General features: G+C 72.8%; 24 protein-coding genes. 10 read left to right on the forward strand and 14 right to left on the reverse strand.

From position 1 onward, the window contains the following. Positions 1-5: 5 nt before the first annotated feature. Both BMY97_RS06915 and BMY97_RS06920 read right to left on the reverse strand, forming a co-directional pair. Positions 6-914 (reverse strand): MBL fold metallo-hydrolase, encoded by a 909-nt coding sequence (locus tag BMY97_RS06915; protein WP_091614118.1) that lies wholly within the window; start codon positions 912-914, stop codon positions 6-8. A gap of 37 nt (positions 915-951) precedes the next feature. Then, complete coding sequence (locus BMY97_RS06920; RefSeq protein ID WP_091614121.1) at positions 952-1,881, reverse strand: LysR family transcriptional regulator; 930 nt, start codon at positions 1,879-1,881, stop codon at positions 952-954. 82 nt (positions 1,882-1,963) lie between these two features. Between BMY97_RS06920 and BMY97_RS06925 the strand changes: the two genes are divergently transcribed. Genes BMY97_RS06925 through BMY97_RS06935 form a run of 3 tightly spaced genes read left to right on the forward strand, consistent with a single transcriptional unit; the run spans position 1,964 to position 5,347 of the window. After that, positions 1,964-2,674 (forward strand): succinate dehydrogenase cytochrome b subunit, encoded by a 711-nt coding sequence (locus BMY97_RS06925; RefSeq protein WP_218156704.1) that lies wholly within the window; start codon positions 1,964-1,966, stop codon positions 2,672-2,674. A gap of 1 nt (position 2,675) precedes the next feature. Then, positions 2,676-4,604 carry a fumarate reductase/succinate dehydrogenase flavoprotein subunit gene (locus BMY97_RS06930; RefSeq protein ID WP_091614126.1) on the forward strand — a complete coding sequence of 643 codons (1,929 nt, stop codon included), beginning with the start codon at positions 2,676-2,678 and terminating at the stop codon, positions 4,602-4,604. Then, a complete protein-coding gene (locus tag BMY97_RS06935) occupies positions 4,601-5,347 on the forward strand; it encodes a succinate dehydrogenase/fumarate reductase iron-sulfur subunit (protein ID WP_091614129.1) in 747 nt (248 codons plus the stop codon). The genes BMY97_RS06930 and BMY97_RS06935 overlap by 4 nt, the downstream gene beginning before the upstream one ends. A 3-nt stretch (positions 5,348-5,350) precedes the next feature. Here BMY97_RS06935 and BMY97_RS06940 read toward each other — a convergent pair whose 3' ends face one another. From BMY97_RS06940 to BMY97_RS06950, 3 genes are all read right to left on the reverse strand, one after another. Beyond that, the gene (locus BMY97_RS06940) at positions 5,351-6,298 is read right to left on the reverse strand and encodes an alpha/beta hydrolase (RefSeq protein ID WP_091614654.1); all 948 of its coding nucleotides are present in this window, start codon (positions 6,296-6,298) and stop codon (positions 5,351-5,353) included. A gap of 102 nt (positions 6,299-6,400) precedes the next feature. Beyond that, a complete protein-coding gene (locus BMY97_RS49060) occupies positions 6,401-7,438 on the reverse strand; it encodes a helix-turn-helix domain-containing protein (protein WP_091614132.1) in 1,038 nt (345 codons plus the stop codon). Positions 7,439-7,459: 21 nt separating this feature from the next. Further along, positions 7,460-8,026 (reverse strand): TetR/AcrR family transcriptional regulator, encoded by a 567-nt coding sequence (locus BMY97_RS06950; protein ID WP_091614134.1) that lies wholly within the window; start codon positions 8,024-8,026, stop codon positions 7,460-7,462. 100 nt (positions 8,027-8,126) lie between these two features. Between BMY97_RS06950 and BMY97_RS06955 the strand changes: the two genes are divergently transcribed. Continuing rightward, a complete protein-coding gene (locus tag BMY97_RS06955) occupies positions 8,127-8,972 on the forward strand; it encodes an SDR family oxidoreductase (protein WP_091614137.1) in 846 nt (281 codons plus the stop codon). Positions 8,973-9,196: 224 nt separating this feature from the next. Next, complete coding sequence (erm, locus tag BMY97_RS06960; RefSeq protein WP_091614139.1) at positions 9,197-9,970, forward strand: 23S ribosomal RNA methyltransferase Erm; 774 nt, start codon at positions 9,197-9,199, stop codon at positions 9,968-9,970. On the opposite strand, the gene BMY97_RS06965 is transcribed toward erm, so the two are convergent. From BMY97_RS06965 to BMY97_RS06980, 4 genes are all read right to left on the reverse strand, one after another. Then, positions 9,964-11,103, reverse strand: a complete 1,140-nt coding sequence (locus BMY97_RS06965; protein WP_091614142.1) for an RNA polymerase sigma factor — start codon at positions 11,101-11,103, stop codon at positions 9,964-9,966. The two genes, erm and BMY97_RS06965, sit on opposite strands and share 7 nt — an antisense overlap. A gap of 2 nt (positions 11,104-11,105) precedes the next feature. Continuing rightward, positions 11,106-11,513 carry a YciI family protein gene (locus tag BMY97_RS06970; protein WP_091614145.1) on the reverse strand — a complete coding sequence of 136 codons (408 nt, stop codon included), beginning with the start codon at positions 11,511-11,513 and terminating at the stop codon, positions 11,106-11,108. A gap of 104 nt (positions 11,514-11,617) precedes the next feature. Beyond that, a complete protein-coding gene (locus BMY97_RS06975) occupies positions 11,618-12,475 on the reverse strand; it encodes an SAM-dependent methyltransferase (RefSeq protein ID WP_091614148.1) in 858 nt (285 codons plus the stop codon). A 141-nt stretch (positions 12,476-12,616) separates the two neighbouring features. Then, positions 12,617-13,270: a hypothetical protein gene (locus BMY97_RS06980; RefSeq protein WP_245787187.1), complete on the reverse strand. Its 654-nt coding sequence runs from the start codon at positions 13,268-13,270 to the stop codon at positions 12,617-12,619. Between the two features lie 214 nt (positions 13,271-13,484). Between BMY97_RS06980 and BMY97_RS06985 the strand changes: the two genes are divergently transcribed. Continuing rightward, a complete protein-coding gene (locus BMY97_RS06985; RefSeq protein WP_091614151.1) occupies positions 13,485-14,405 on the forward strand; it encodes a PfkB family carbohydrate kinase in 921 nt (306 codons plus the stop codon). Positions 14,406-14,469: 64 nt separating this feature from the next. Further along, entirely contained in the window at positions 14,470-15,795 is a 1,326-nt protein-coding gene (locus BMY97_RS06990; protein WP_091614153.1) for a hypothetical protein, read from the forward strand. A 6-nt stretch (positions 15,796-15,801) separates the two neighbouring features. Here the strand turns inward: BMY97_RS06990 and BMY97_RS06995 are convergent, their stop codons facing one another. Together BMY97_RS06995 and BMY97_RS07000 are read right to left on the reverse strand one after the other, a co-directional pair. Next, on the reverse strand, positions 15,802-16,269 hold the full coding sequence (locus BMY97_RS06995) for a GNAT family N-acetyltransferase (RefSeq protein ID WP_091614156.1): 468 nt from the start codon (positions 16,267-16,269) through the stop codon (positions 15,802-15,804). Positions 16,270-16,313: 44 nt separating this feature from the next. Beyond that, a complete protein-coding gene (locus tag BMY97_RS07000) occupies positions 16,314-16,892 on the reverse strand; it encodes a TetR/AcrR family transcriptional regulator (protein WP_091614660.1) in 579 nt (192 codons plus the stop codon). A 76-nt stretch (positions 16,893-16,968) separates the two neighbouring features. On the opposite strand from BMY97_RS07000, the gene BMY97_RS07005 reads away from it, so the two are divergent. Both BMY97_RS07005 and pip read left to right on the forward strand, forming a co-directional pair. Beyond that, positions 16,969-17,841 (forward strand): SDR family NAD(P)-dependent oxidoreductase, encoded by an 873-nt coding sequence (locus tag BMY97_RS07005; RefSeq protein WP_091614159.1) that lies wholly within the window; start codon positions 16,969-16,971, stop codon positions 17,839-17,841. A gap of 62 nt (positions 17,842-17,903) precedes the next feature. Continuing rightward, positions 17,904-18,887, forward strand: coding sequence for a prolyl aminopeptidase (gene pip / locus BMY97_RS07010; RefSeq protein WP_342744005.1), 984 nt, complete (start codon positions 17,904-17,906; stop codon positions 18,885-18,887). A gap of 4 nt (positions 18,888-18,891) precedes the next feature. On the opposite strand, the gene BMY97_RS07015 is transcribed toward pip, so the two are convergent. Together BMY97_RS07015 and BMY97_RS07020 are read right to left on the reverse strand one after the other, a co-directional pair. Continuing rightward, complete coding sequence (locus BMY97_RS07015; protein WP_091614162.1) at positions 18,892-20,061, reverse strand: cytochrome P450; 1,170 nt, start codon at positions 20,059-20,061, stop codon at positions 18,892-18,894. A gap of 109 nt (positions 20,062-20,170) precedes the next feature. After that, complete coding sequence (locus tag BMY97_RS07020) at positions 20,171-21,001, reverse strand: SDR family NAD(P)-dependent oxidoreductase (protein WP_091614665.1); 831 nt, start codon at positions 20,999-21,001, stop codon at positions 20,171-20,173. 57 nt (positions 21,002-21,058) lie between these two features. Between BMY97_RS07020 and BMY97_RS07025 the strand changes: the two genes are divergently transcribed. Then, positions 21,059-21,664: a TetR/AcrR family transcriptional regulator gene (locus BMY97_RS07025; protein ID WP_091614164.1), complete on the forward strand. Its 606-nt coding sequence runs from the start codon at positions 21,059-21,061 to the stop codon at positions 21,662-21,664. Here BMY97_RS07025 and BMY97_RS07030 read toward each other — a convergent pair. After that, positions 21,647-22,189, reverse strand: a complete 543-nt coding sequence (locus BMY97_RS07030; protein ID WP_091614167.1) for a dihydrofolate reductase family protein — start codon at positions 22,187-22,189, stop codon at positions 21,647-21,649. The two genes, BMY97_RS07025 and BMY97_RS07030, sit on opposite strands and share 18 nt — an antisense overlap. Positions 22,190-22,247: the final 58 nt, after the last annotated feature.

The following is a 22,247-nucleotide window of genomic DNA, read 5'->3' on the forward strand; positions in this document are numbered from 1 at the left end:
AGCGCTCAGTCCGGCAGGATCCGGGGCGCGGGCAGGACCGCTTCCGCCGCAACGGCTTGCCAGGACGGCAGCCCGTCCGGCCCGGGGACGACGCGGCCGAAAACCTGGTCCCCGAAATGGCAGGCGAACCCGACCGTGTCCGGGCGAGCGAGTTCGGCGGCCAGCCGGCGGCGGGCGGCGAGCACACCGGCGGCGTCGACGTCGGGGCGCGAGGGCCACTCGGGGTGCGCGATCTGGCCCGGGAAGTGGAAAACGTCGCCGAACGCGATCACCCGGAGCGGCCCGGCCTCGATCACGTACGAGGTGTGGCCCGGGCTGTGGCCGGGCGTCACGAGGGCCCGCACGCCCGGGAAGACCTCCTCGCCATCGGCGATCTCGGTGCGGCGAGCGGCGAGCGGGCCGAGCACGGCTTCACGCGACGGCGCGCCCGGCAGCGTCTCGCCGCTCTCGTGCGGCGCCCATTCCTCGGCGGCGACCAGGTAGCGGGCGGCCGGGAAAACCGGCTGCCCGCCGTCGAAGGCCCAGCCGGTGTGGTCGACGTGCAGATGCGTGAAGGCGAGCGCTTCGAGCTCCGCCGGCGCGATTCCCAGCGCTGCCAGCGTCTCCGGCAGCGCGCCGGAATCGGCGAACCCGATCGACGCGCCGCCGACCCCCATTCCCCGGCTCACCACCCCGAGCCCCGCGTCGATCAGCAGCGCGCGGCCGTCGCGCTCCACGAGCAGGCCGCCGGCCGACATCGCCACGCGGCCCGCGCCGTCGAGGGCCTCCGGGTGCTCGGTCCAGTACGACTCCGGCACCTCCGGGAAGAACCCCGCCGGGGTGAGCCCCATCGCGCCGTCCACCGCGTAGGTGCACCGGACGCCGCCGGAGACCAGCACCCGCACGGCCGACTGCTCGTTCAGCGCTCCCGGCATCCCGTGGTCTCCCTTGCTGCGTGCGCCCCCGGTTCGATCATGCTCCGACCAGGGACCGCGTGCCCGGCGGAAGGTGACCGGCCCCACCCTCGCCGTGCAGGAACCGGACGATGCCGTCCTGCAGCGCCCGCACCGCGCGCGGCTGCTCGACGTCACGGCGGTAGGCCAGGCGCACCACCCGGCTGAGCCCCGGCTCGGTGAACTGCGTCATCCGGAACCGGTCCCCGACCACGGTGCTCGGCACCACGGCCAGCCCGATGCCCGCCTGCACCAGCTCCAGCACGGCGTCCATCTCCCCGCCCTCGATCGCGAAGACCGGGTCGAAACCCTCGGCACGGCAGGCGTTCACGGTCGCCTCGCGCAGGTCGTACCCGCGCCGGAACATCACCAGCGGCCGGTCCCGCAGGTCGCCGATCGCCAGCCGGCCGCGCACCGGCGCCCGCGCGGCCTTCGGCGAGATGACCACCAGCTCCTCGACGAACAGCGGCGTGCTCGACAGCCGGGGGTCGTCGTGGACCCGGCTGTCGACGATCATCGCGAGGTCCAGCGCGCCCTCGGACAGCTCGGTCTGGAGGTCGCGCGAGCCGCTTTCGTGCAGTACCAGCTCGATGCCCGGGTACGCGCGGCGGAACGCGGCGAGCATGGCCGGCAGCAGGCCGGTGCACAGGCTCGGGGTCGCGCCGAGCCGGACGCGGCCCCGGCCCAGCTCGTCCAGCTCGCGGATCGCCCGGTACGCCGTCTCGGTCTCGGCGAGGATGCGGCGCGCGATCGGCAGCAGCGTCTCCCCCGCCTCCGTCAGCGTCACGTTGCCGCGGATGCGGTGGAAGAGCGTGGCGCCGACGTCGCGTTCGAGGGCCCGGACTTGTTGCGACAGCGAGGGTTGCGCCACCCGCGCCTGTTCCGCCGCGCGCGTGAAATGACGCGTTTCCGCGACCGCCACGAAGTAGGCAAGCTGCTGGAACTGCATGAACCCATCATAGCCGTAAGCTCTGATGACCAGAGAAATCGTGTGTTTGCCCTCTGATCGAACCGCACCTACCGTCGAAGACGTGGCACGTGAACTCGCGACGGCGCGGCGAAGCAAGCCGGCCCTGCGGCTCTTCTGGGACTCGACGATCGGCAAGAAGGCCGTGATGGCGGCGACCGGTCTGCTGTTCGTCGTCTTCCTGCTGGCGCACATGGCCGGCAACCTCAAGATCTTCTTCGGCGCGGGCACCTTCGACCACTACGCGAGCTGGCTCCGCACGATCGGCGAGCCCGTGCTGCCGTACGCGTGGTTCCTCTGGATCCAGCGGGTGGCGCTGGTCGTCGCGCTGGTGCTGCACGTCGTGGCGGCGGTGCAGCTTTCGCGGCGGGACCGCAAGGCCCGGCCGGTGCGCTACGTCCACGGGCAGCGGCCGCGCGCGAGTTTCGCCACGCACACCATGCGGTGGGGCGGCGCCACGCTGGCGGTGTACATCGTCTGGCACATCCTCGACCTGACGGTCGGCGTGGCGAACCAGGACTTCGTGGCGGGGCAGCCGTTCCACAACGTGGTCGTGGACTTCCAGGTGTGGTGGGTCGACGTCATCTACCTGGTGGCGCTGCTCATGCTGGGGCTGCACATCAACCACGGCTTCTGGAGCGCGGCGCAGACGCTCGGCATCAAGAGCGCTTCGCGGGACCGGACGATCAAGACGGTCGGCAGCGTGCTCGCCGTGGTGATCACCGGCGGCTTCATGATCGTGCCGATCGCCGTCATGGCGGGATGGGTGAGTTGAGATGCTCGAATACACCGTGGGCGCGCCGATCGCCGACGACAAGGCGCCGGACGGCCCGATCGAAGGCCGCTGGGCCGCGCGCAAGTTCTCCGCGAAGCTGGTGAACCCGGCGAACCGGCGCAAGCACCGCGTGATCGTCGTGGGCACCGGGCTGGCCGGCGGGTCGGCGGGAGCCACGCTCGCGGAGCAGGGCTACCACGTCGTCCAGTTCTGCTTCCAGGACTCGCCCCGGCGGGCGCACTCCGTGGCCGCGCAGGGCGGCATCAACGCGGCGAAGAACTACCGCAACGACGGCGACTCGGTGTACCGGCTGTTCTACGACACCGTGAAGGGCGGCGACTTCCGCTCGCGGGAGTCCAATGTGTACCGGCTGGCGGAGGTCTCCGCGCAGATCATCGACCAGGCCGTGGCGCAGGGGGTGCCGTTCGCCCGCGAGTACGGCGGGCTGCTCGACACCCGCTCGTTCGGCGGAGTCCAGGTGCAGCGCACGTTCTACGCGCGCGGCCAGACCGGCCAGCAGCTGCTGCTGGGCGCGTACCAGGCGCTGTCGCGGCAGATCGACGCCGGGAACGTCGAGCTGCACGCGCGCACCGAGATGCTCGACCTGGTGGTCATCGACGGGCGGGCGCGCGGGATCGTCGCGCGCGACCTCGTCACCGGCGAGGTCACCACGCACCTGGCCGACGCCGTGGTGCTGGCCAGCGGCGGCTACGGCAACGTGTTCTACCTGTGCACCAACGCCAAGGGGTCCAACGCGACCGCGATCTGGCGGGCCCACAAGCGCGGCGCGTACCTGGCGAACCCGTGTTTCACCCAGATCCACCCGACCTGCATCCCGCGCTCGGGCGAGCACCAGTCGAAGCTCACGCTGATGAGCGAGTCGCTGCGCAACGACGGCCGCATCTGGGTGCCCAAAACCCAGGGCGACCCGCGTCCGCCGGGCGAAATCCCCGAGGACGAGCGCGACTACTACCTGGAGCGGATCTACCCGAGCTTCGGCAACCTCGTCCCGCGTGACATCGCCTCGCGCGCCGCGAAGAACATCTGCGACGCCGGTTTCGGCGTCGGCCCGGGCGGGCTCGGCGTGTACCTCGACTTCGCCGACGCCATCGAGCGGATGGGCCGCCCGGCCGTGGAAGCCAAGTACGGCAACCTCTTCGACATGTACCAGCGCATCACCGCGGAGAACCCGTACCAGGTCCCGATGCGCATCTACCCCGCCATCCACTACACGATGGGCGGGCTCTGGGTCGACTACGACCTGCAGGCCACCGTCCCCGGCCTGTTCGTGATCGGCGAGGCCAACTTCTCCGACCACGGCGCGAACCGGCTCGGCGCGTCCGCGCTGATGCAGGGGCTCGCGGACGGCTACTTCGTCCTCCCGTCCACCCTGAACGACTACATCGCCCGCGGCGGGTTCGCCGAGGTGAGCGCCGCCGACCCCGCCGTCACCGAGGTCGAGACGCAGGTCCGCGCGCGGATCGACCGGCTGCTGTCGGTCGGCGGCACGCGCAGCGCCGACTCGTTCCACCGCGAGCTGGGCCACCTGATGTGGGAGTTCTGCGGCATGTCCCGCACCGAGGAGGGCCTGCGCAAGGCGCTCGAACGGGTGCCTGAGCTGCGCGCGGAGTTCTGGCGGGAGATCCGCGTGCCCGGCTCCGGTGCCGAGCTGAACCAGGAGCTGGAAAAAGCCAACCGCGTCGCCGACTTCCTGGAGCTGGCCGAACTGCTCCTGCTCGACGCCCTCGTCCGCGAGGAATCCTGCGGCGGGCACTTCCGTGAGGAGTACCGGACTCCCGACGGCGAGGCCCGGCGCGAAGACGAGCGCTTCAGCCACGTCTCGGCCTGGGAGTACGGCCAGACACCCGTGCTGCACAAGGAAGAACTGACTTTCGAGCACGTCCACCCCACCCAGCGGAGCTACACATGAAACTCACCGTGCGCGTCTGGCGCCAGGCCGGGCCGGACGCCGAGGGCCGCCTGGTCGGCTACCCGGTCGACGACGCCAGCCCGGACATGTCGTTCCTGGAGCTGCTCGACGTGCTCAACGAGGGCCTCGTCGAGGCGGGCGAGCAGCCGGTCGCGTTCGACCACGACTGCCGCGAGGGCATCTGCGGCTCCTGCGGCGTGGTGATCAACGGCCGCGCCCACGGCCCCGAGCGGACCACCGCCTGCCAGCTGCACCTGCGCTCGTTCGCCGACGGCGACGTGATCGACGTCGAACCCTGGCGTGCCAAGGGTTTCCCGGTGATCAAGGACCTCGTTGTGGACCGGTCGGCCTTCGACCGAATCATCCAGTCCGGCGGTTACGTCACCGCGCCCACCGGCAGCGCGCCGGACGCCCACGCGACCCCGGTGCCGAAGCCGGACGCGGACCTCGCGTTCGACAACGCCACCTGCATCGGCTGCGGCGCCTGTGTCGCGGCCTGCCCGAACGGCTCGGCGATGCTGTTCACCTCGGCCAAGGTGGCGCACCTCAACAGCCTGCCGCAGGGCCGGCCCGAGCGGGCGCGGCGCGTGCTGGACATGGTGGACACCATGGACGCCGAGGGTTTCGGCGGCTGCACCAACACCGGCGAGTGCGTCGCGTCGTGTCCGAAGGGCATCCCGCTGACCAGCATCGCGAACCTCAACCGCGAGTTCCTCAAGGCCGCGCGCACGTCACGGAAGTAGCGCTCACTCCGCGAGCACGCGCCGCAGCCAGTTGACGCGTGAGGCGCGGGCTTCGCGGGACATCGGCGCGTGCGGCAAGACCTCGTCGAACCCGTGGCAACCGCCCGGCCAGACGTGCAGCTCGGCCTGACCGCCGGCCTGCCAGAGGCCCGACGCGTAGGCGACCGCCTCGTCGCGGAACGTCTCCACCGCGCCAACCTCAACGAAGGCCTGCGGAAGTCCGGAAAGGTCGGTGGCGCGCGCGGGCGCGGCGTACGGCGACACTCCCTCGCCGCCCGCCGCGTCGCCGAGCAGGGCCGTCCAACCGGTGGCGTTGGAAACGCTGTCCCACACGCCTTCGCCGACGAGTTCCGTGCTGGAAGGCGTGATCGCGCGGTCGTCGAGCATCGGGCAGACGAGCAGCTGACCGCGCAGCTCCGGGCCGCCTCGGTCGCGCGCGAGCAGCGCGGTGCCCGCCGCGAGCCCGCCGCCCGCGCTGCCCCCGGCGATCACCAGCCGTCCCGGGTCGATGCCGAGTTCCGTCAGATGGTCGCCGACCCAGCGCAGCCCGGCGTAACAGTCCTCGACGGGCGTGGGATGCGGGTGCTCGGGCGCGAGGCGGTAATCGGCGCTGACGGCGACCATCGGGATCTCCGCCATCCAGTCCAGCGCCCGGTCGATCCCGGTGCGGTGGGTGCCGGCCATCATCCCGCCGCCGTGCAGGAAGTACAGGCCGGGCAACGGAATCGCCGGGTCGGTGCCCTTCGGCCGCAGCACCAGCAACGGCACGTCGCCGGCCGTCGTCTCCTCGACGTCGGCGCGCCGGCGGATCTCGTCCAGCGACGGCGTGTGCCCGGCGTCCGTCAGCGCGCGCAGCCGGCCGACCAGCTCGGGCGTGATCGACGACGGCAGCGCCGCGTTCACCGCCGCCAGCGCCGCCGCGATCTCGGGGTCGAACGGGGGATGCGGCATCGGGCGCTCCTTCTCGGTCGGCACGCTTTCGGGGCCACGTTAAGGCCGGCGGTGCGGTGGGTCAGCCCGTCGCGTGGCGGCTTTTTCCCGCCGTGTGGCGGTTCAGCGGTTGCGTCGCAGCAGCCGCAGCGCCAGGGCGATGGTCAGCCGGGTCCGGCCCGCGGGCGTGGTCACGGCGTAACCGAGCCGGTGTTCGAGCACCTCGACGCGGCTCTGCAGGGTCGAGTGGTGGACGTGCAGCACCCCGGCCGCACCCCTCAGGCTGGCTTCCGCCGCGACGGCGGTGAGCGTCGCCAGCGCCCAGGAGTGCGCCGCCGTCACCCGTTCCAGCCCCGCGACCTCGGCCACCGCCGCCGGGGAGTCGCACCCCTCGGCCAGCGCCGGCAGGCCACCCAGGTCCACCGTGTCCACATGAGACGGACCGGGCGCACCGGCGAGCCGCAGCCCGATCCGGGCTTGCCGATACCCCACCGGCAACTCCCGCACCCCGACAACCGGCCCGGCCGCCGACCGCTCCCCTCGCCGGAGCCGGGGCCGGCTCGCTGGTTCGATCGTCACCTCCACGTCGCCGAGCCGTACTGCCCACGACTGGTGTCCCGCCGCATCCGCGCTGCCGGCACCCTCGGCAGTGCCCAGCTCGACCGAGGCCACGGTCACCACGAAATCGCCGTCCGGTGCGAGGCCCAGCCGACGGGCGGCGGCCAGGCGGGTGGCCTCGGCCGCGCCCGCGTCCAGGAGCAGTTCCACCGCGCCCGGGTCCACTTCGGACACTCCGGTTCCGGTGCGGTCCAGGACGGTACCGGCGGTGGCGGCGAGGCGGTCGAGCACCACACGATCGAACTCGGCGTCGCCCGGCGGGGAGCGGTCCAGCCAGGTGACGGCGCCCTCGTGTCCCGGCACCGGAGCCACCACGCCACCAGGTCCGCCGTCGACGCGGCGCCCGTCCGGCTCCACCCGCATCAGCAGCCGCCGTGCCGGAATCGCGAGTCCGGCGGCGCAGCCGGCCAGCACGGCGGCCGTCCGGACGGTCGCCTCCAGGCCGGCGCGGGCCTCAACCAGGGCATCGAAATGGGCGATCACCTGTAACGCCGCCCCGGCGCCGGGGTCGACCGACTGCATCCGCCCGGCCAGTTCACGCACGTCGCCCAGCTTAGAAGAACGTCAGCGGCGGATCAGTGCGTCCAGCAGCAGGCCGACGAGCCGGGCCGACTGCTCCGGGCTGCCGGCCTGGCCCGCGGACTGGGCGATGCCGCTCATGAACAGCAGGACGTCGTCCGAAGTGAGGTCCGTGCGCAGGCTCCCGTCCTCGGCGCCGGCGGTCAGCAGGGTGCCGACGGCCTCGCTCAGCAGGGCGCGGCTGTCCGCGTACGGGTCGGTCCCGGACGCGATCACCGCGTTCAGCGCCTGGGCCATGCCGTACTTCGCCGTGGCGTAGGCGACGAAATGCTCCATCCACGCGTGCATGGCCTCGGCAGCCGTCCGGCCGGGCAGGAGTTCGGCGGCCTTCTCGCAGACGAGTGTCAGCTGACGCCGGTAGGCGGCGTCGATCAGGGCCTCGCGCGTCGGGAAGTGGCGGTAGAGCGTGCCGACCCCGACGCCCGCCCGCTTGGCGATGACCGCCGGCGCGGCGTCCAGCTCCTGCTCGGCGAAGACCTGCGCGGCGACCTCCAGCAGGTGTTCCCGGTTCTGCCGGGCGTCGCTCCGGGTTCGGCGAGGTGGTGGCGGCATGCGGGTTCCTTCACGAAGCAGGCATGGTTGCGTTCCGGAATGCATTCCGCTTAAGCTGAAACGGAACAGATTCCGCAACCACCCTAACCGAGGACACCTCATGACCTCCTTCGCGGACAAAGCCGTACGCCACTGGTTCATCACCGGGGCCTCCGGCGGCCTGGGCCGTCAGCTCACCGGACACGCCCTCCGCCAGGGCGACCGCGTCACCGCGACCGTCCGCCGCCCCACGGCGCTGGACGAACTGCGCGCCGAGTACGGCGACCGGCTGGCCGTGGAGATCCTCGACGTCACCCACCCGGCCGACATCGACGCGGTCACCGGCCGGGTCCTCGCGGCCGGCCCGGTCGACGTCGTGGTCAACAACGCCGGCTACAGCGTCGTGGGCGCCACCGAGGAGATGACCCACGAGCAGGTCGGGCACCAGCTGGAAACCCTGCTGCACGCGCCGATCCGGATCACCAGGGCGTTCCTGAAGCCGATGCGCGAACAGGGCGGCGGCCGGATCATCCAGATCTCCAGCATGGGCGGCCAGATGGGCGCCCCCATCGGCAGCGCCTACCACGCGGGCAAGTGGGGGCTGGAGGGCTTCACCGAGGGCGTCAGCCGCGAAGTCGCCGGGTTCGGCATCCACTTCACGCTGGTCGAGCCCGGCGGCACCAGCACCGGCTTCCTCTCGGGCCTGAACTACACCACCGAAACGGACGTCTACCGCGACAGCCCGGTCGGCGAGATGCGGCGCTGGCTGCAGCACGAGGCCGTGCTCACCGGTGATCCGGCGAAGGTCGCCGCCGCCGTCTACGACACCACGCGGCTCGCGGTCCCGCCGTTGCGGCTCACCCTCGGCGCCGACTCCTACGAGGCCGTCCACGCCGCCCTCACCGAGCGGATCGGCGAACTCGAGGCCCAGAAGGACCTCGCCGCTTCGGTCGCCTTCACCGACTGACCACAGTGGACGCTCCGGCCGGGGCGCGGCGAAAAGGGCGCGCGCCCGCCGCCCCCGGCTTGCTAACGTCCCCGCCATGGGTGTCTTCGCACTGACCCGGATCCGCTGCTCCTGAGCGGCGGACCCGACTCTTCGCTCGGCCTGCTCCGCCGCACTCCGGCCCCAGCCGGTGCGGCCGCTCGTGCTGCCCGGCTCCACCTCGTTCCACTGTGGAGTGCGCACCCATGCCTGCTGTCCCGTCCGTCGGCGGACGCCATGAGCTCGGCCAGAACTTCCTGGTCGACCCCGCCGTCATCACCACGATCTGCGCGGCCGTCCGCGCCACCACCGGCCCCATCGTCGAGCTCGGCCCCGGCGACGGCGCGCTGACCGTCCCGCTGAGCCGCTCCGGCCGGGAGATCACCGCGGTCGAGCTGGACCCGCGCCGCGCCCGGCGGCTGGCCGCGCGGACCGGCGCCAACGTCACGGTGGTCACCGGAGACCTGCTGCGCCACCGCTTTCCCCGCGAACGGCACACGGTCGTCGGGAACATCCCGTTCCACCTCACCACCGCCACCCTGCGCCGCCTGCTGAACCAGTCCACTTGGGACACTGCCGTGCTGCTGGTGCAGTGGGAGGTCGCCCGCCGCCGCGCCGGGATCGGCGGGGCCACGCAGCTGACCGCCGCCTGGTGGCCGTGGTACGAGTTCGCGGTGCTGACGCGGGTCCCGGCACGCGCGTTCCGCCCCGTGCCAGGAGTGGACGGAGGGGTGCTGACCGTGCGCCGCCGTCCCTCGCCGCTGGTCGCGGAATGCCGGCCGTACCAGGATTTAGTGCGCGAGGTCTTCACCGGACGCGGTCACGGGCTGGCCGGGATCCTGCCGCGCACCGGCCGCCTGGGCCGTCGCCGCGCCAACGCCTGGCTGGCCGCGAACGGCCTGGGCCCGGCCACCCTGCCCCGCGCGCTGACCGCCGCGCAGTGGGCTTCGCTCTGGGAGCTGGTGGGCGAGGCTCAGTGACCGCGGCGGGTGTTGAGCCGCGCGGCCTGGCGCATCAGGTGGTCGCGCTCGGCGAGGTTGGGCGCTTTCTCCGCCGCCTCGACGTACAGCCGCGCCGCCTTCGCCAGGTCGCCGTCGCGCTCGTGGAGGTAGGCCGCCACCGCGGTGTGGCGGGGCAGGGTGTCGTGCAGTTCCGCGAGCGCCGCCAGCCCGGCGCGCGGCCCGTCCGCCTCGCCGACGGCCACCGCGCGGTTGAGCCGGACGACCGGGCTTCCGGTGAGGCGCACGAGTTCGTCGTACCACTCGACGATCTGCACCCAGTCGGTCTCCGCGGCGGTGCTCGCGTCGGCGTGCAGCGCCGCGATGGCGGCCTGGGCCTGGAACTCGCCCAGCCGGTCGCGGGCGAGGGCCGCCTGCAGGATCTCGACGCCCTCGGCGATCATCGCGGTGTCCCACCGGCCGCGGTCCTGCTCGGCGAGCGGCACCAGGCTGCCGTCGGGCGCGGTCCGCCCGGCGCGCCGGGCGTGGTGGATCAGCATGAGGGCGAGCAGGCCGGCGACCTCGGGGTGGTCGATCGAGGCCGCGAGCTGGCGGGTGAGCCGGATGGCCTCGGCGGCCAGGTCGAGCTCGCCGGAGTAGCCCTCGTTGAAGACCAGGTACAGCACGCGCAGCACGGTGGCGGCGTCGCCCGGCTGGTCGAACCGCACCCCGGAGACGGTCCGCTTGGCCCGGCTGATGCGCTGCGCCATCGTCGCCTCCGGCACCAGGTAGGCCCGGGCGATCTGGCGGGTGGTCAGCCCGCCGACGGCGCGCAGGGTGAGCGCGACCGCCGACGAGGGCGTCAGCGACGGGTGGGCGCAAAGGAAGTAGAGCTGGAGCGTGTCGTCCACTCCGGACACCGGCGCAGGCTCCTCGTCGACGACGTCCTCACGCCGCCGGCGGGCGGCGTCGGCCCGGGTCGCGTCGAGGAACCGGCGCCAGGCAACGGTGACCAGCCAGCCCTTCGGGTCCCGCGGCGGGTCCTCGGGCCAGACGCGGACCGCCTCGACCAGTGCGTCCTGCACGGCATCCTCGGCCGCCGCGAAGTCGGCTCCGCGGCGGACGAGGATGCCCAGCACACCCGGTGTGAGGCTCCGGAGCAGGGCCTCGTCCATGCTCACTCCGTGATGACGGGCGGCTCGGTCAGGAACGGGCGCAGCTCGAGCCATTCGTGCAGCGGCTTCCCGCCCTGCCCCGGCGCGGCCGACAGCTCCCCCGCCAGTTCGAGGGCGCGCTCGTAGCTGTCGGCGTCGATCACCATCCAGCCGGCGATCAGGTCCTTGGTCTCGGCGAACGGGCCGTCGGTCACCGGCGGGCGACCCTCGCCGTCGTAGCGGACGAACGTCCCGCCGGGCGCGAGCGCCTGGGCGTCGACGAACTCGCCGGTCCCCTCGAGCCTGGTCGCGAAGTCACGCATGTACTGCACGTGCGCCGAAATCTCGTCCGGCGTCCACTGCTCCATGGGCACGGTGCTGACCGGCTCCGGCCCGCCGCGGTAGTGCTTGAGCAACAGGTACTTGGCCATCGGGTTCTCCTCGGTGCTGGTGCGACCCGTTCCGGTCGCGTTCGCAGCGGGGACGGAGCCGGACCCGGGTTCTCGACATCACCGGGGAACGGAAATCCGGCCGGTCACCGCTTGCGGCCGACGACCCCCGCGACGCAGCGGGCCGACTCGCTCAGCGGGGTCAGCCGCGGGCCGTCCGGCCACCACTCGTCGGCGACCGAGAGGCCGGGGCCCGACGTCGCGTTCGGGGGCAGCAGCTCCAGGCCCGGCAGCATCGCCTCGATCTCCACCCTGGTGCGGAAGCGGCCGGCGCCGAGCGGGCCGGACACCAGGATCTCCTCGATCCGCTTGGCGACCGCGGTCAGCTCCTCGACCTCGGGGTCGTAGAAGTGCGCCAGCGCCACGAACGAGCCCGGCGCGAGCGCGTCGATGTACTCGCGCATCACGTCGACGGCGCCTTCGCCCTCGTAGTGGTGCATGGTGCCGATGTGCAGCAGGCCGAGCGGCTGGGAGAAGTCGATGTACTCCCGCACGGTCTCGTTCTCCAGCACCTGGGACGGCTGGAAGATGTCCGCCTCGACCATGTGCGTGAAGTCGTTCTCGGCCAGCAGCGCGCGGCCGTGCGCGAGCACCACCGGGTCGTTGTCCACGTACACCACGTGCGCGTCGCGGTGCGAGCGCTGCACGATCTGGTGGGTGTTCTCGGCCGTCGGCAGGCCGGAGCCGCAGTCGAGGAACTGCCGGATGTCGGTCTGGCCGGCGAGCATGCGCAGCGCGCGGTTGTGGAAGCCGCGGTTGCCGCGCGCGATGTGCACGGCCTCGGGCACGGCCGCGCTGATCTTGTCCATGACCGCGCGGTCGACCTCGTAGTAGTGGTTGCCGCCGAGGAATCCGTCGTAGATCCGGGCGACGCTCGGCCGGTGCGGATCCACGCCGACCGGGACCTGGCTGGGCGAGAGCGTGGACGGCGGAGCGGTGGACATGGCGACCTCACCAGACGGGCTCGGGAGTGGCAGGGGCAACACGATCCCACTCAGCGTAGTACTCGGGCACCCGACGGTTACGGCAGGTCGCCCGTTCAGCGGCCCGGCGCGCAAGACCTGCGGTTTCGCGGTGACCGGGGATCACCGGTGCCGGCGCGGCGGGTTCTGCTGGTCGCTCCACTCCTGGATGTAGGAGTTGACGGCCGAGCTGAAGTAGCCGGCCAGCGGGTCGTCCGAAGTGGTCTTGGAGGCGGCCGCACCGCCGGCGGGCTTGCTCGGGGCGCGCCGGTCGTCCGTGGTGCGCACGGTTGTGTGCGAGACCTCGTCGGACGCGACGGGCGGCTCCGGGCTCGCGCTCAGCGTGGCGACCGCGGGCGGCGCGCTCGACGACGGCGGCGGGGCGGGCACCTCGGCCGGTTTGCCCGCCGTCCCGTTCACCGGGGCGGGCCACAGGGCCCACGTGCCGAGGCCGGCCAGTGCCACCGCCGCGGCACCGGCGATCACGAAGCGCCGGGCGGGCCGCCGCCCGGCCGGCGGGGGCGCGGTCGCGGCTCGCGCGGGTTCCGACGTGCTCATCAGCGCGTCCAGTTCCGCGGGCAGCTCGCCGGCGACGGGCTGGGGCCGGGTCGGAGGACCGTCGGGCGGGGCCGGCGGCGGCTCTTCCCCGGAGATGCGCGGCATCGGCGCCGTCATCGACAGGCTCACCAGTTTCGCGACCGAATCCAGATCACTGCTGCCGGCCCGGTCACTGCTGTCACTGCGCTCACTGTTGTCGCCGGGCTCCGTGTGAGCCATGCAGACCTCCACCCTGCCGGGACCGCGGGCACCCGCGGCGCGTCCGGCCGCCGGATCCTATGAACCCCGGGCGATCTTGTAAACCCGCCCCCCTCCGACGGCGCCGGGGCCGCGGCCGCGCGGGACGGGACTCGGCCGTCCGGCGGCGGAAATCCACCCGTCCGGGCGCGCGAATCGGCGCTTGAGCACGGGGTCGGCGGGTAATCCCCCGCCCATGACAGCTGACGTGGCCGTGGTCGGCCAGATCGCACGAGACCTGGTAGTGCTCGTTTCCGGCAGACCCGTGCCCATCCGGGAGCGCCGGGAGCTGATCGGCGGGAAGGGCGCCTCCATCGCGGTCGGGCTCGCGCAGCTCGGCGCTTCGGTCGGGCTGCTCGGGGTGGTGGGCGACGACGAGCCGGGCGGGCGGCTGCTGCGCCGGGCCGCGGACGGCGGCGTCGGCACCGGCTGGGTGGTCCGGCGGCCGGGCACCGCGACCGGGCTGATCGTCGACGTGCTCGGCGAAGACGGCCGGTGGCGCTACCTCGAAGAGCTGCCACGCGCCGTCCGGCTGACCCCGCGTGACGTCGCCGCCGCCCGGCCGTTGCTGGCCTCGGCCGGGACCGTGGTGATCCAGCCGCAGCAGCCGGCCGACGCGACGCTCGCCGCCGCGGAATGCGCGCGGGACGCGGGACGGCGCGTGGTGCTCGACGGCCACCCGGGCGAAGACCCGCGGACGCGCGCCCGGCTGCTGGCCGCGGTCGACGTCCTCCGGCTCGACCGCGCGGAAGGCCCGCTGCTGGCGGGTTTTCCGCTCGACACTGTGGAAGCCGGACTGCGGGCGGCCGACGAGCTGCTGCGGCTCGGCCCCGCGCTGGTCGTGCTGGACCTGGGCGATCCGGGCTGCCTGTTCGTCTGGGCGGACCAGCACCTGCTCCTGCCGCATCCGGGCGGCCCGCCGTCCGGCGCCGCGGCGTTCACCGCCGCTCTCGCCTGGGGCCTGACGCGCGGCCAAGGTCCCCGCCGCGCGGCACGTCTGGCTGTCGCCGCGGCGGGGGTCGCCGTCCCCCATCCCGGTGGCCGCCCGGAGCTCACCGCCGAGGCGCTGGCACGCCGGCTCGCGGAGCTGGACCGGCATTTCGCGCCGGCGCGCTGAACCGGGACCCCTCCCGGTGCCGCCCGCCTACCCTCACCGGTATCGGCGAGGGGAAGGAACCGGCATGCGGGTCAGGGGCCAGGCCGTCGCGGCGGTGGTTCTGCTGGGATTCGCGGCGGCGGCGTGCACCACGGGCGGGCACGCGCTGCCCGCGCCGCTGCCGGCCGTGCCCGCCGCGACGCGGGCGCTGGTCGGCTGGTCGGTGGCCGTGTGCGCGGCGACGACGGCGGCCGACGGCCTGCGCTCCGGGATCGACGACGTCGACCGGACCGCCGCCGACCCCGGCCAGGCGGACTTCCTCGACTCGAGCATCGACTCCTACCTCAGCCGCACCGGCTCCGACATCGATCAGCTGCGCGGGCAGCTGAAGGACGTGCCGGCGTCCGGGGTCAAGGGCGCGGACGCATACGTCGCCGCGCTCGGCAAAGCCTTGGGGGAACTGCAGAAGAGGGTGCCGGCGACCACGGCGAAGCAGCCGCTGGCGAAGGCCCGTGAAGTCGCCGCCGCGGCCGCGGCGCTCAAGCCGGCGACGGCGGACCTGCAGAAAGCGGTCCGGGGTGACGCCAAGCTGAACGCGTCGTTCGACGTCGCGCCGGGCTGCTCCCCGGTGCGGCAGTTCGGCCCGGTCGACGCGGCCTCGCCCACGCCGGCGCTGGTCGCCTGGTCGGACACGATGTGCACGGCGGCCGCGTCGGTGACCTCGCTGCGCGCGCAGAAGCTGGGCGACATCGCCGGTGACGACCCGCGGTTCGCCGGGTTCGGCGGCTTCGAGCTGGGCAACTTCATCGGCGGGGCGGGCCGTCAGGTCGGGCAGCTGACCGGCACCCTCGCCCCGCTCGCGCCGACCGGGGTCCAGGAGGCCGACGCGTACCGGGCGGGCCTGCTCGCGGCGTTGCAGGCGGTGGCGCCGAAGCTGCCGCAGGACCAGCAGGGCATGGCCGATCTGTCGTTCCAGCCGGTCGACCAGCTCAAAACCCAGGCCCAGCAGGTGATCGACGTGCTCGCGACCATCACGATGCCGTCCCCCGACCTGCCGGCCGCCGTCGCGCACAGCAAGGTGCTGGCGAACTCCTACGACGTCGCGCCGAACTGCCGGCCGCTCGGCTCTCCCCCGCTGGCGCTGCCCGCCGCCGCCAACGGCACCGACCTCGGCGCCTGCCAAGCGGGCAAATGCCAGGTGCAGGTGTCCGGCGTCGCCGACCTGACGGTCAGCGGTATCCGGTTCACCCTCTCGATCGGCCCGGCCTCCGTCCGCGTGCTGCAGGACACCGGCGAGATCGTGCTCAGCACCGGCGGCAGCGGCAAGTTCGGCACGGCCGGGCACACGGTCAGCGTCCGCGTCACCGCGCTGCTCGACGGCAAAGCCGTGCTGGACATCTCGACCGAATGACGACGCTCAGCTCCGCGCGAGCGTGACGGACATTTCGCGGAATCCGTGCTCACGGTAAAAGGCGATCGCCGGAGAGTTCGCCGAGTAGGCGGTCACCGAGAAATGGCGGGCACCGCGTTTTCCGGCCCACACTCCGAATCGCGCGACGAGTGCGGATCCCACTCCGGACCGCCGGGCCTCCGGCGCGACCCGCATGCTTTCGAGAACCGCGGTGACGGCGTCCGCGCGCAGCGGCGCGCCTCCGCCGATCCGGCCGACGAGATGGCCGACCACAGTGTTTTCCCGCTGGGCCACCAGGCAGAGCGCGTTGTCGTCGGAGAGCAGCGCCGAGTAGTACTGCCGTCCGCCACGCCTCGGCCAGCCGAGGTCCATCCGGCCGTCGTGCCGTCCGCCGTCCTCGGCGAACAATTCGTGCACGGAATCCACCAAGCCGGACAGGTGCGCCGGACCGGCCACCACGATCGCCGTTTTCATGCCAGCGACGTTAACGCGCCGGATTAATCCTGTAAATATCGAATTCAGAACCCCGGCCAGCCCTGCCGAAGGTGGTCGAACGCGGTCTCCAGGGCGTGGCGCGGATCGGGTTCCGAGCCGGCCAGGTCAGGGATCTCCAGGACGTAACGGGCGAGCACCCGCACCGAAAGATCGTCCGCCGGCCGGTCCGCCGCCTCCGCGATCACGGCCGCGAGCACAGCGTTGTTCTCCGTCCAGAGTTTCCTCGCGTAGGCGCGCAGGGCGGGGGTCCGCATGACGAGGTCCGTGCGGCGGCGGAACCCCGGGCTCCGGCGCGGGTCGAACGGGCCGCGAGTGGCCAGGAACGCCTGCAGGGCATCGAGGATCGACACGTCCGGGCCGCGCTCGCGCACCGCGGCGGTCAGGGCGGCCGCGCGCTCCGCGCCGTCACCGAGGATCAGGGCTTCCTTGCCGCCCGGGAAGTGCGCGAACAGGGTGGTGACCGCCGCGTCCGCGGCTTCGGCGACCTGCGCCACGGTCACCTTGTCGAAGCCCCGCTCCAGGAACAGCCGCAACGCCGCCTCGGACAGGGCCTGGCGGGTGGCGGCCTTCTTGCGCTCGCGGCGCCCGGTCGTCTCCGGCATGCCACCCACCATACCCGAAGTGACTACGAACTCGTAGTCATTGCGGTTTTTCCGTCGCCGTGGTTTTCTCGAAGTCATGGAAACCAAGACCGTCCTGGTCACCGGGGGCAACGCCGGGATCGGGTACTTCGTCGCCGAGCAGCTGGCCGCGCGCGGCGCCACCGTGGTGATCGGCAGCCGCAGCGCGGCCAAGGCCGAAGCCGCGCTCGGCTCGATCCGGGCGCAGGTGCCGGGCGCGCGGGTGCGGCACGTGCCACTGGACCTCGCCGACCTCCCGTCGCTCAAGGCCTCCGCCGACGCGCTGGAGCTGAGCCGCCTCGACGCCGTGGTGCACAACGCCGGCGTGTACCTCGACGGGCCGCAGCGCCGGGAAACCGCGGCCGGGCACGAGCTGACGTTCGGCACCAACCACCTCGGCCACTTCGCGCTGACGCACTGGCTCGCGCCGCTGCTGGCCGGCGGCGGCCGGATCGTGACCACCGGCAGCTTCACCGCGAAGCGCGCCGAACTCGACTTCGACGACCTCCAGAACCAGAACGATTACGAGCCCAAGCGCGCGTACGCCCGGTCGAAGCTCGCGCAGATGCTGTTCGGCTTCGAGCTGGACCGCCGGCTTCGCGCCGCCGGTAGCAGCGCGATCAGCGTCGTGACGCACCCGGGCGGCGCGCTGGACTCGCTGACGCCGTCCCGCCCGCCGGTGCACGTCCGCAAGCCCGGCCTGTCCCCCGCGGGACTTCTCTTGCAGGGCAAGGACGCCGGAGCGTGGCCGGCCGTCCACGCGGTGCTCGAACCGGGCGTCGAGGGCGGGCAGCTCTGGGGCCCGCGCATGCTGGGCATGCGAGGGCGGCCACACCTCGAAACGGCGCGCGGCCGGCTGGCCGACCCCGAGGCCGCGGCCCGCGTGTGGGCGGCGAGCGTCGAGCTGACCGGCGTGGACCCGTTCGCCTGATTCCACAATGGACACAGATAAACCAGGTGCCGCAGGACGGGCCCGCCGGTAGCGTGGCCGGGTTGCCCCCCGACTGGAGGATCACCGTGGCCGACTCGTTCCCGATGCCCGAACCCCACGACCACGGACTGCTCGACGTCGGCGACGGGAACCGGGTCTACTGGGAGGCCAACGGCAATCCGGACGGCAAGCCCGCGCTGGTCGTGCACGGCGGCCCCGGCGGGGGCGGGAAACGCGCCAGCCGCACGTCCTTCGACCCGGAGAAGTTCCGGATCATCCGGTTCGACCAGCGCGGCTGCGGCCGGAGCCTGCCCCACGCCGGTGACCCGTCGGTCAGCCTGGAGCACAACACCACCGAGCACCTGATCGCCGACATGGAACGGCTGCGCGAGCACCTCGGCATCGGGAAATGGCTGCTGTTCGGCGGTTCCTGGGCCCCGACGCTGATGCTCGTGTATGCCGAGCGGTACCCGGAGCGGGTCTCGGAGATGGTCATGATCGCCACGTTCACCGCGGGGCCCGAGGAGGTCGACTGGCTCTACCGCGACGTCGGCCGGCTGCTGCCCCGCGAGTGGGAGGCCTTCCGCGACGCGGTGCCCGAGGCCGACCGCGAAGGCGACCTCATCGCCGCGTACGGACGGCTGCTGGAGAGCCCCGACGAAGAGGTCCGATTGCAGGCGGCGCGCGCGTGGTGCACGTGGGAGGACGCGGTGATCGCGCATGAATCGAAGGGGAGCCCGGGCCAGTACAGCGCGAAGGAGGGCGCGGACCTCGTCGCGTTCGTCCGCATCTGCGCGCATTACTTCGGCCACGCCGGCTGGGTCGAACCGGGCGCGATCCTGCGTGACGTGCACCGGCTGCACGGCATCCCCGCCGTCTTCGTGCACGGCCGGCTGGACCTCAGCGTGCCGATGAAGCCCGCGTGGGACCTGGTCCAGGCGTGGCCCGACGCCGAGCTGGTGGTCATCGACGACTCCGGCCACACCGGCAGCCCCGACATGGGCGAGGCGATCCGGGCGGCCGTGGCGCGCTTCGCCGACCGCTGACCACTCAAGCGAAGGCGTCGAAGAGGACGTCCAGCCGGTGCGGGCTGTTCAGCGAAAGGCCTGCCTGCCGCGGGATCCCGGCGCCGCCGGCGAGGCGGAAGTTGGTCGTGCGCGCCAAGAGCTCCTCGAACGCGATCGCCAGCTGGATGCGGGCGAAGTGCAGGCCGAGGCAGCGGTGGATGCCGAAGCCGAACGCCAGGTGGGGCACGTTCGGGCGGTCGAACACCAGCTCGTCGGGGCGCTCGAACCACACTGGGTCCCGGTTGGCCGCGGCGAAGAGCACCGCGATCCGTTCGCCCTCCTTCACCGGCACGCCGCCGATTTCGGTGTCGCGCACTGCGGTGCGCGCCATGAACGCGACCGTCGTCTCGTAGCGCAGGAACTCCTCCAGCTCACGCTGCCAGCCGCCCGGACGGCGCAGGATCGGCTCGACGTCCGGGCGCGTGGCCAGGTGGCAGGCGATGTTCGCGATCACGCCGCGGGTGGTGTCGAGGCCGCCGAGGAACAGCGTGGTCACCATGCCCAGCCGCTCCTCCAGAGTGAGCGGGCGGCCGCCGACGGTCGCCGTCGCCAGCGCGCGCAGCACGGTGTCCTCGCCGCCGCCTTCGGCTTCGGCCAGCGCCTCCACCGCCAGGCCGGCCAACGCCTGGAACGACTCGGGACTGCTGGTCAGCGCCGCCTGCTTCGCCGCCGCGACCCCGCGGGCGACGAGGTCCTGGTTCTCCGTCGCGAACACGACCCGCGCCAGCGAGCCGGCACTGAACGGGATCGCGAAGTCCTGCACCACGTCGCACGCACCCTTGTCCACAAAGGACGCGATGGCGGCGCGGGCGATCTCGCGCAGCTGCCCCTCGTACCGCAGCAGGAAACTCCGCGCGAAGTACGGGTTCAGGATCTTCCGGTACTCCCGGTGCAGCGGCGGGTCGGAGTCGATCGGGATCACCCGCACCGGGACGCCGCGGATGCCCGGCTGCCTGGAGCTGAACCGCTCGGGGTCCGCGCAGACAGTGCGCACGTCCTCGTAACGGGTGAGCAGGTGATAGCCGCCGTCGGCGTCCGTGTGCGGGATCGGGGACCGGGTCCGTGCGGCGGCGGCCGCCGCCAGCAGGTTCTCGCGCTGGTCTTCGGCGTAGAGGTCGACGTTCGCCAGGATCTCCTCGACCGACTTGGCCATGCGTCCTCCCGGGTCGCAGGGGACCCTCCACCGTAGGACCGGCCCGCCGCGCCCGGCATCGGCCACGCGGGCGGAAACCGCGCGCGATCGAGTACACCGCGTCAGCCGGTCAGCTCGCGAAGTCGACCGAACGGCCGAGCTCCGCCCACCGGGCGTCTTCCGCCCTCAGCTTTTCCGTGCCGGCCTTGATCATTTCGACCGCGTCGCGGCCCAGCACCAGGTGCAGCGGCGGCTCGTCCAGCTCGGTGATCTCGAGGAACACCCGCGCCACCTTGGCCGGGTCGATCGGCTCCGCGCCGCGGGCGCCGGCCAGGTGCTCGAGCAGCGGGCCGATCGTGGGCTCGTACTCCGGCTTGTACGGCCGGACCGTCATGGACGGGCCGGACCAGTCCGTGCGCATCAGGCCCAGCTCGGCCATGGTGACCTTGACCCCGAGCCGCGAGACCTCGTCGTTCAGCACGCCGGAGAAGCCCTCCGTCGCGAACTTCGCGCTCTGGTAAGCGGAAACGCCCGGCGCGGTGCCGCGGCCGCCGATCGAGGTGACCTGGATGAAGTGGCCCGAATGCTGCGCGAGGAACACCGGCAGCGCCGCCTTGGTGACGTGCACGGTGCCGAAGAAGACCGCTTCGATCTGCGCGCGGAAGTCGTCCAGCTCGACCTCTTCGACGGACGCCGTGTTCGCGTAGCTCGCGTTGTTCACCACCACGTCCAGCCTCCCGAACCGCTCGACGGCCGCCGCGACCGCCGCCTGCGCCTGCGCGGGATCGGTGACGTCGAGCGGGAAGCGCAGCAGCGTCTCCGCGTAACGCCCGTCGAGGTCCTTGAGCGAATCGATGCTCCGCGCCGTGGCGACGACCTGGTGGCCGGCCGCGAGCGCCTCTTCCACCACCGCCCGGCCGAGTCCGCGTGAGCCGCCCGTGACCAGCCAAACCTTGCCCATGTCCGTGTTCCCTTCGAAGACCGCGGGCCCGAGCACAAGGAGCAGCGCCGCGAAGCGATCCTCGCCGCGGCGCGGGAGCTGGCGACCCGCAAGGGCGTGCGCTCGGTGAACCTCGGCGACATCGCGGGCGAGGTGGGCGTGCACAAATCCGCGCTGCTGCGGTATTTCGAGACCCGCGAGGAGATCTACCTGCACCTCACCGCGGCCGGCTGGCACGAGTGGGCGCGCGCCCTGCACGAGCGGCTGGACGGCCGGACGGACGCGACTCCAGCCACCGTGGCCGCCGCGATCGCGGGCTCGCTCACGGACCGCCCGCTGTTCTGCGACCTGCTCGCGCACGCCCCGATCACGTTGGAGCGGCACGTGTCGATGGAGTCGGTGCGCAGCTTCAAGCTGTCCGCGCTCGACGCCCTCGACGACCTGGTCGCGCTGTTCACCCGGCTCCTGCCCGGGCTCGGCACGTCCGGCGGGCGCAACGCCGTCGCCGCGGTGACGGCACTCGCCGCCGCGCTCTGGCAGACGTCGCACCCGCCGGACACGCTCGCCCGGCTCTACGCCGAGGACCCGCGGCTCGCGCACGCCGTGGTCGATTTCGCGCCCCGGCTGGAGCACCTGGCCCGGGCGGTCCTCACCGGCCTGCTGGCCTCAGCCGAGGACGCGTAACCACAGGTTCGTCGCCCCCGGCGCCTCGCTCTGGTGCAGCCGCTCGAGCCGGACCGGCTTCCCGTCCGGCCGGTCGAACAGCCGGATGCCGCCGCCGAGCAGCACCGGCGCGATGCAGACGAAGATCTCGTCGAGCAGCCCCGCTTCGAGGCATTCCCGCCCGACCGTCGCGCCGAGCACGTTCACGTACTTCTCCCCCGACGCCGCCTTCGCCGCGGCCACCCCACCGGCCAGATCGGCCACGAAGGTCACCCCGGGCACCGGCTCGGCCGGCGCGTGGTGGGTCAGCACGAACTGCGGGCCCTCCCAGCCGCCGCCGAACGGCTTGCCCTCCTTCTCCGTGCCGCGGTGCGGGTCGTCCCCGCCGAACGTGCGCGCCCCGACGAGCAGGGCCCCGATGTCCCCGATCAGCTCGCCGACCACCGGGTTCGGCCCGAGGTACGGCACCGCCCAGCTCATGTCCCCGCCCGGCCCGGCGATGAACCCGTCGAGCGACATCGTGGCCGAGTACAGCAGCTTTCCCATGTCCTGCCTCCTGGTTTCCGTGCCTGCCCCCGTACTGACCGGGGCCGGCCCGAAAACT

Origin of the sequence: Amycolatopsis saalfeldensis, assembly GCF_900110575.1 — a bacterium.
GTDB lineage: Bacteria > Actinomycetota > Actinomycetes > Mycobacteriales > Pseudonocardiaceae > Amycolatopsis > Amycolatopsis saalfeldensis.

Bases quoted from the DNA above. Each gene is read 5' to 3' on its own strand.
- BMY97_RS06915 (WP_091614118.1), bottom strand. From the start codon at position 914: ATGCCGGGAGCGCTGAACGAGCAGTCGGCCGTGCGGGTGCTGGTCTCC.
- BMY97_RS06920 (WP_091614121.1), bottom strand. From the start codon at position 1,881: ATGCAGTTCCAGCAGCTTGCCTACTTCGTGGCGGTCGCGGAAACGCGT.
- BMY97_RS06930 (WP_091614126.1), top strand. From the start codon at position 2,676: ATGCTCGAATACACCGTGGGCGCGCCGATCGCCGACGACAAGGCGCCG.
- BMY97_RS06935 (WP_091614129.1), top strand. From the start codon at position 4,601: ATGAAACTCACCGTGCGCGTCTGGCGCCAGGCCGGGCCGGACGCCGAG.
- BMY97_RS06940 (WP_091614654.1), bottom strand. From the start codon at position 6,298: ATGCCGCATCCCCCGTTCGACCCCGAGATCGCGGCGGCGCTGGCGGCG.
- BMY97_RS06950 (WP_091614134.1), bottom strand. From the start codon at position 8,026: ATGCCGCCACCACCTCGCCGAACCCGGAGCGACGCCCGGCAGAACCGG.
- BMY97_RS06955 (WP_091614137.1), top strand. From the start codon at position 8,127: ATGACCTCCTTCGCGGACAAAGCCGTACGCCACTGGTTCATCACCGGG.
- erm (WP_091614139.1), top strand. From the start codon at position 9,197: ATGCCTGCTGTCCCGTCCGTCGGCGGACGCCATGAGCTCGGCCAGAAC.
- BMY97_RS06965 (WP_091614142.1), bottom strand. From the start codon at position 11,103: ATGGACGAGGCCCTGCTCCGGAGCCTCACACCGGGTGTGCTGGGCATC.
- BMY97_RS06970 (WP_091614145.1), bottom strand. From the start codon at position 11,513: ATGGCCAAGTACCTGTTGCTCAAGCACTACCGCGGCGGGCCGGAGCCG.
- BMY97_RS06975 (WP_091614148.1), bottom strand. From the start codon at position 12,475: ATGTCCACCGCTCCGCCGTCCACGCTCTCGCCCAGCCAGGTCCCGGTC.
- BMY97_RS06980 (WP_245787187.1), bottom strand. From the start codon at position 13,270: ATGGCTCACACGGAGCCCGGCGACAACAGTGAGCGCAGTGACAGCAGT.
- BMY97_RS06985 (WP_091614151.1), top strand. From the start codon at position 13,485: ATGACAGCTGACGTGGCCGTGGTCGGCCAGATCGCACGAGACCTGGTA.
- BMY97_RS06990 (WP_091614153.1), top strand. From the start codon at position 14,470: ATGCGGGTCAGGGGCCAGGCCGTCGCGGCGGTGGTTCTGCTGGGATTC.
- BMY97_RS06995 (WP_091614156.1), bottom strand. From the start codon at position 16,269: ATGAAAACGGCGATCGTGGTGGCCGGTCCGGCGCACCTGTCCGGCTTG.
- BMY97_RS07000 (WP_091614660.1), bottom strand. From the start codon at position 16,892: ATGCCGGAGACGACCGGGCGCCGCGAGCGCAAGAAGGCCGCCACCCGC.
- BMY97_RS07005 (WP_091614159.1), top strand. From the start codon at position 16,969: ATGGAAACCAAGACCGTCCTGGTCACCGGGGGCAACGCCGGGATCGGG.
- BMY97_RS07015 (WP_091614162.1), bottom strand. From the start codon at position 20,061: ATGGCCAAGTCGGTCGAGGAGATCCTGGCGAACGTCGACCTCTACGCC.
- BMY97_RS07020 (WP_091614665.1), bottom strand. From the start codon at position 21,001: ATGGGCAAGGTTTGGCTGGTCACGGGCGGCTCACGCGGACTCGGCCGG.
- BMY97_RS07030 (WP_091614167.1), bottom strand. From the start codon at position 22,189: ATGGGAAAGCTGCTGTACTCGGCCACGATGTCGCTCGACGGGTTCATC.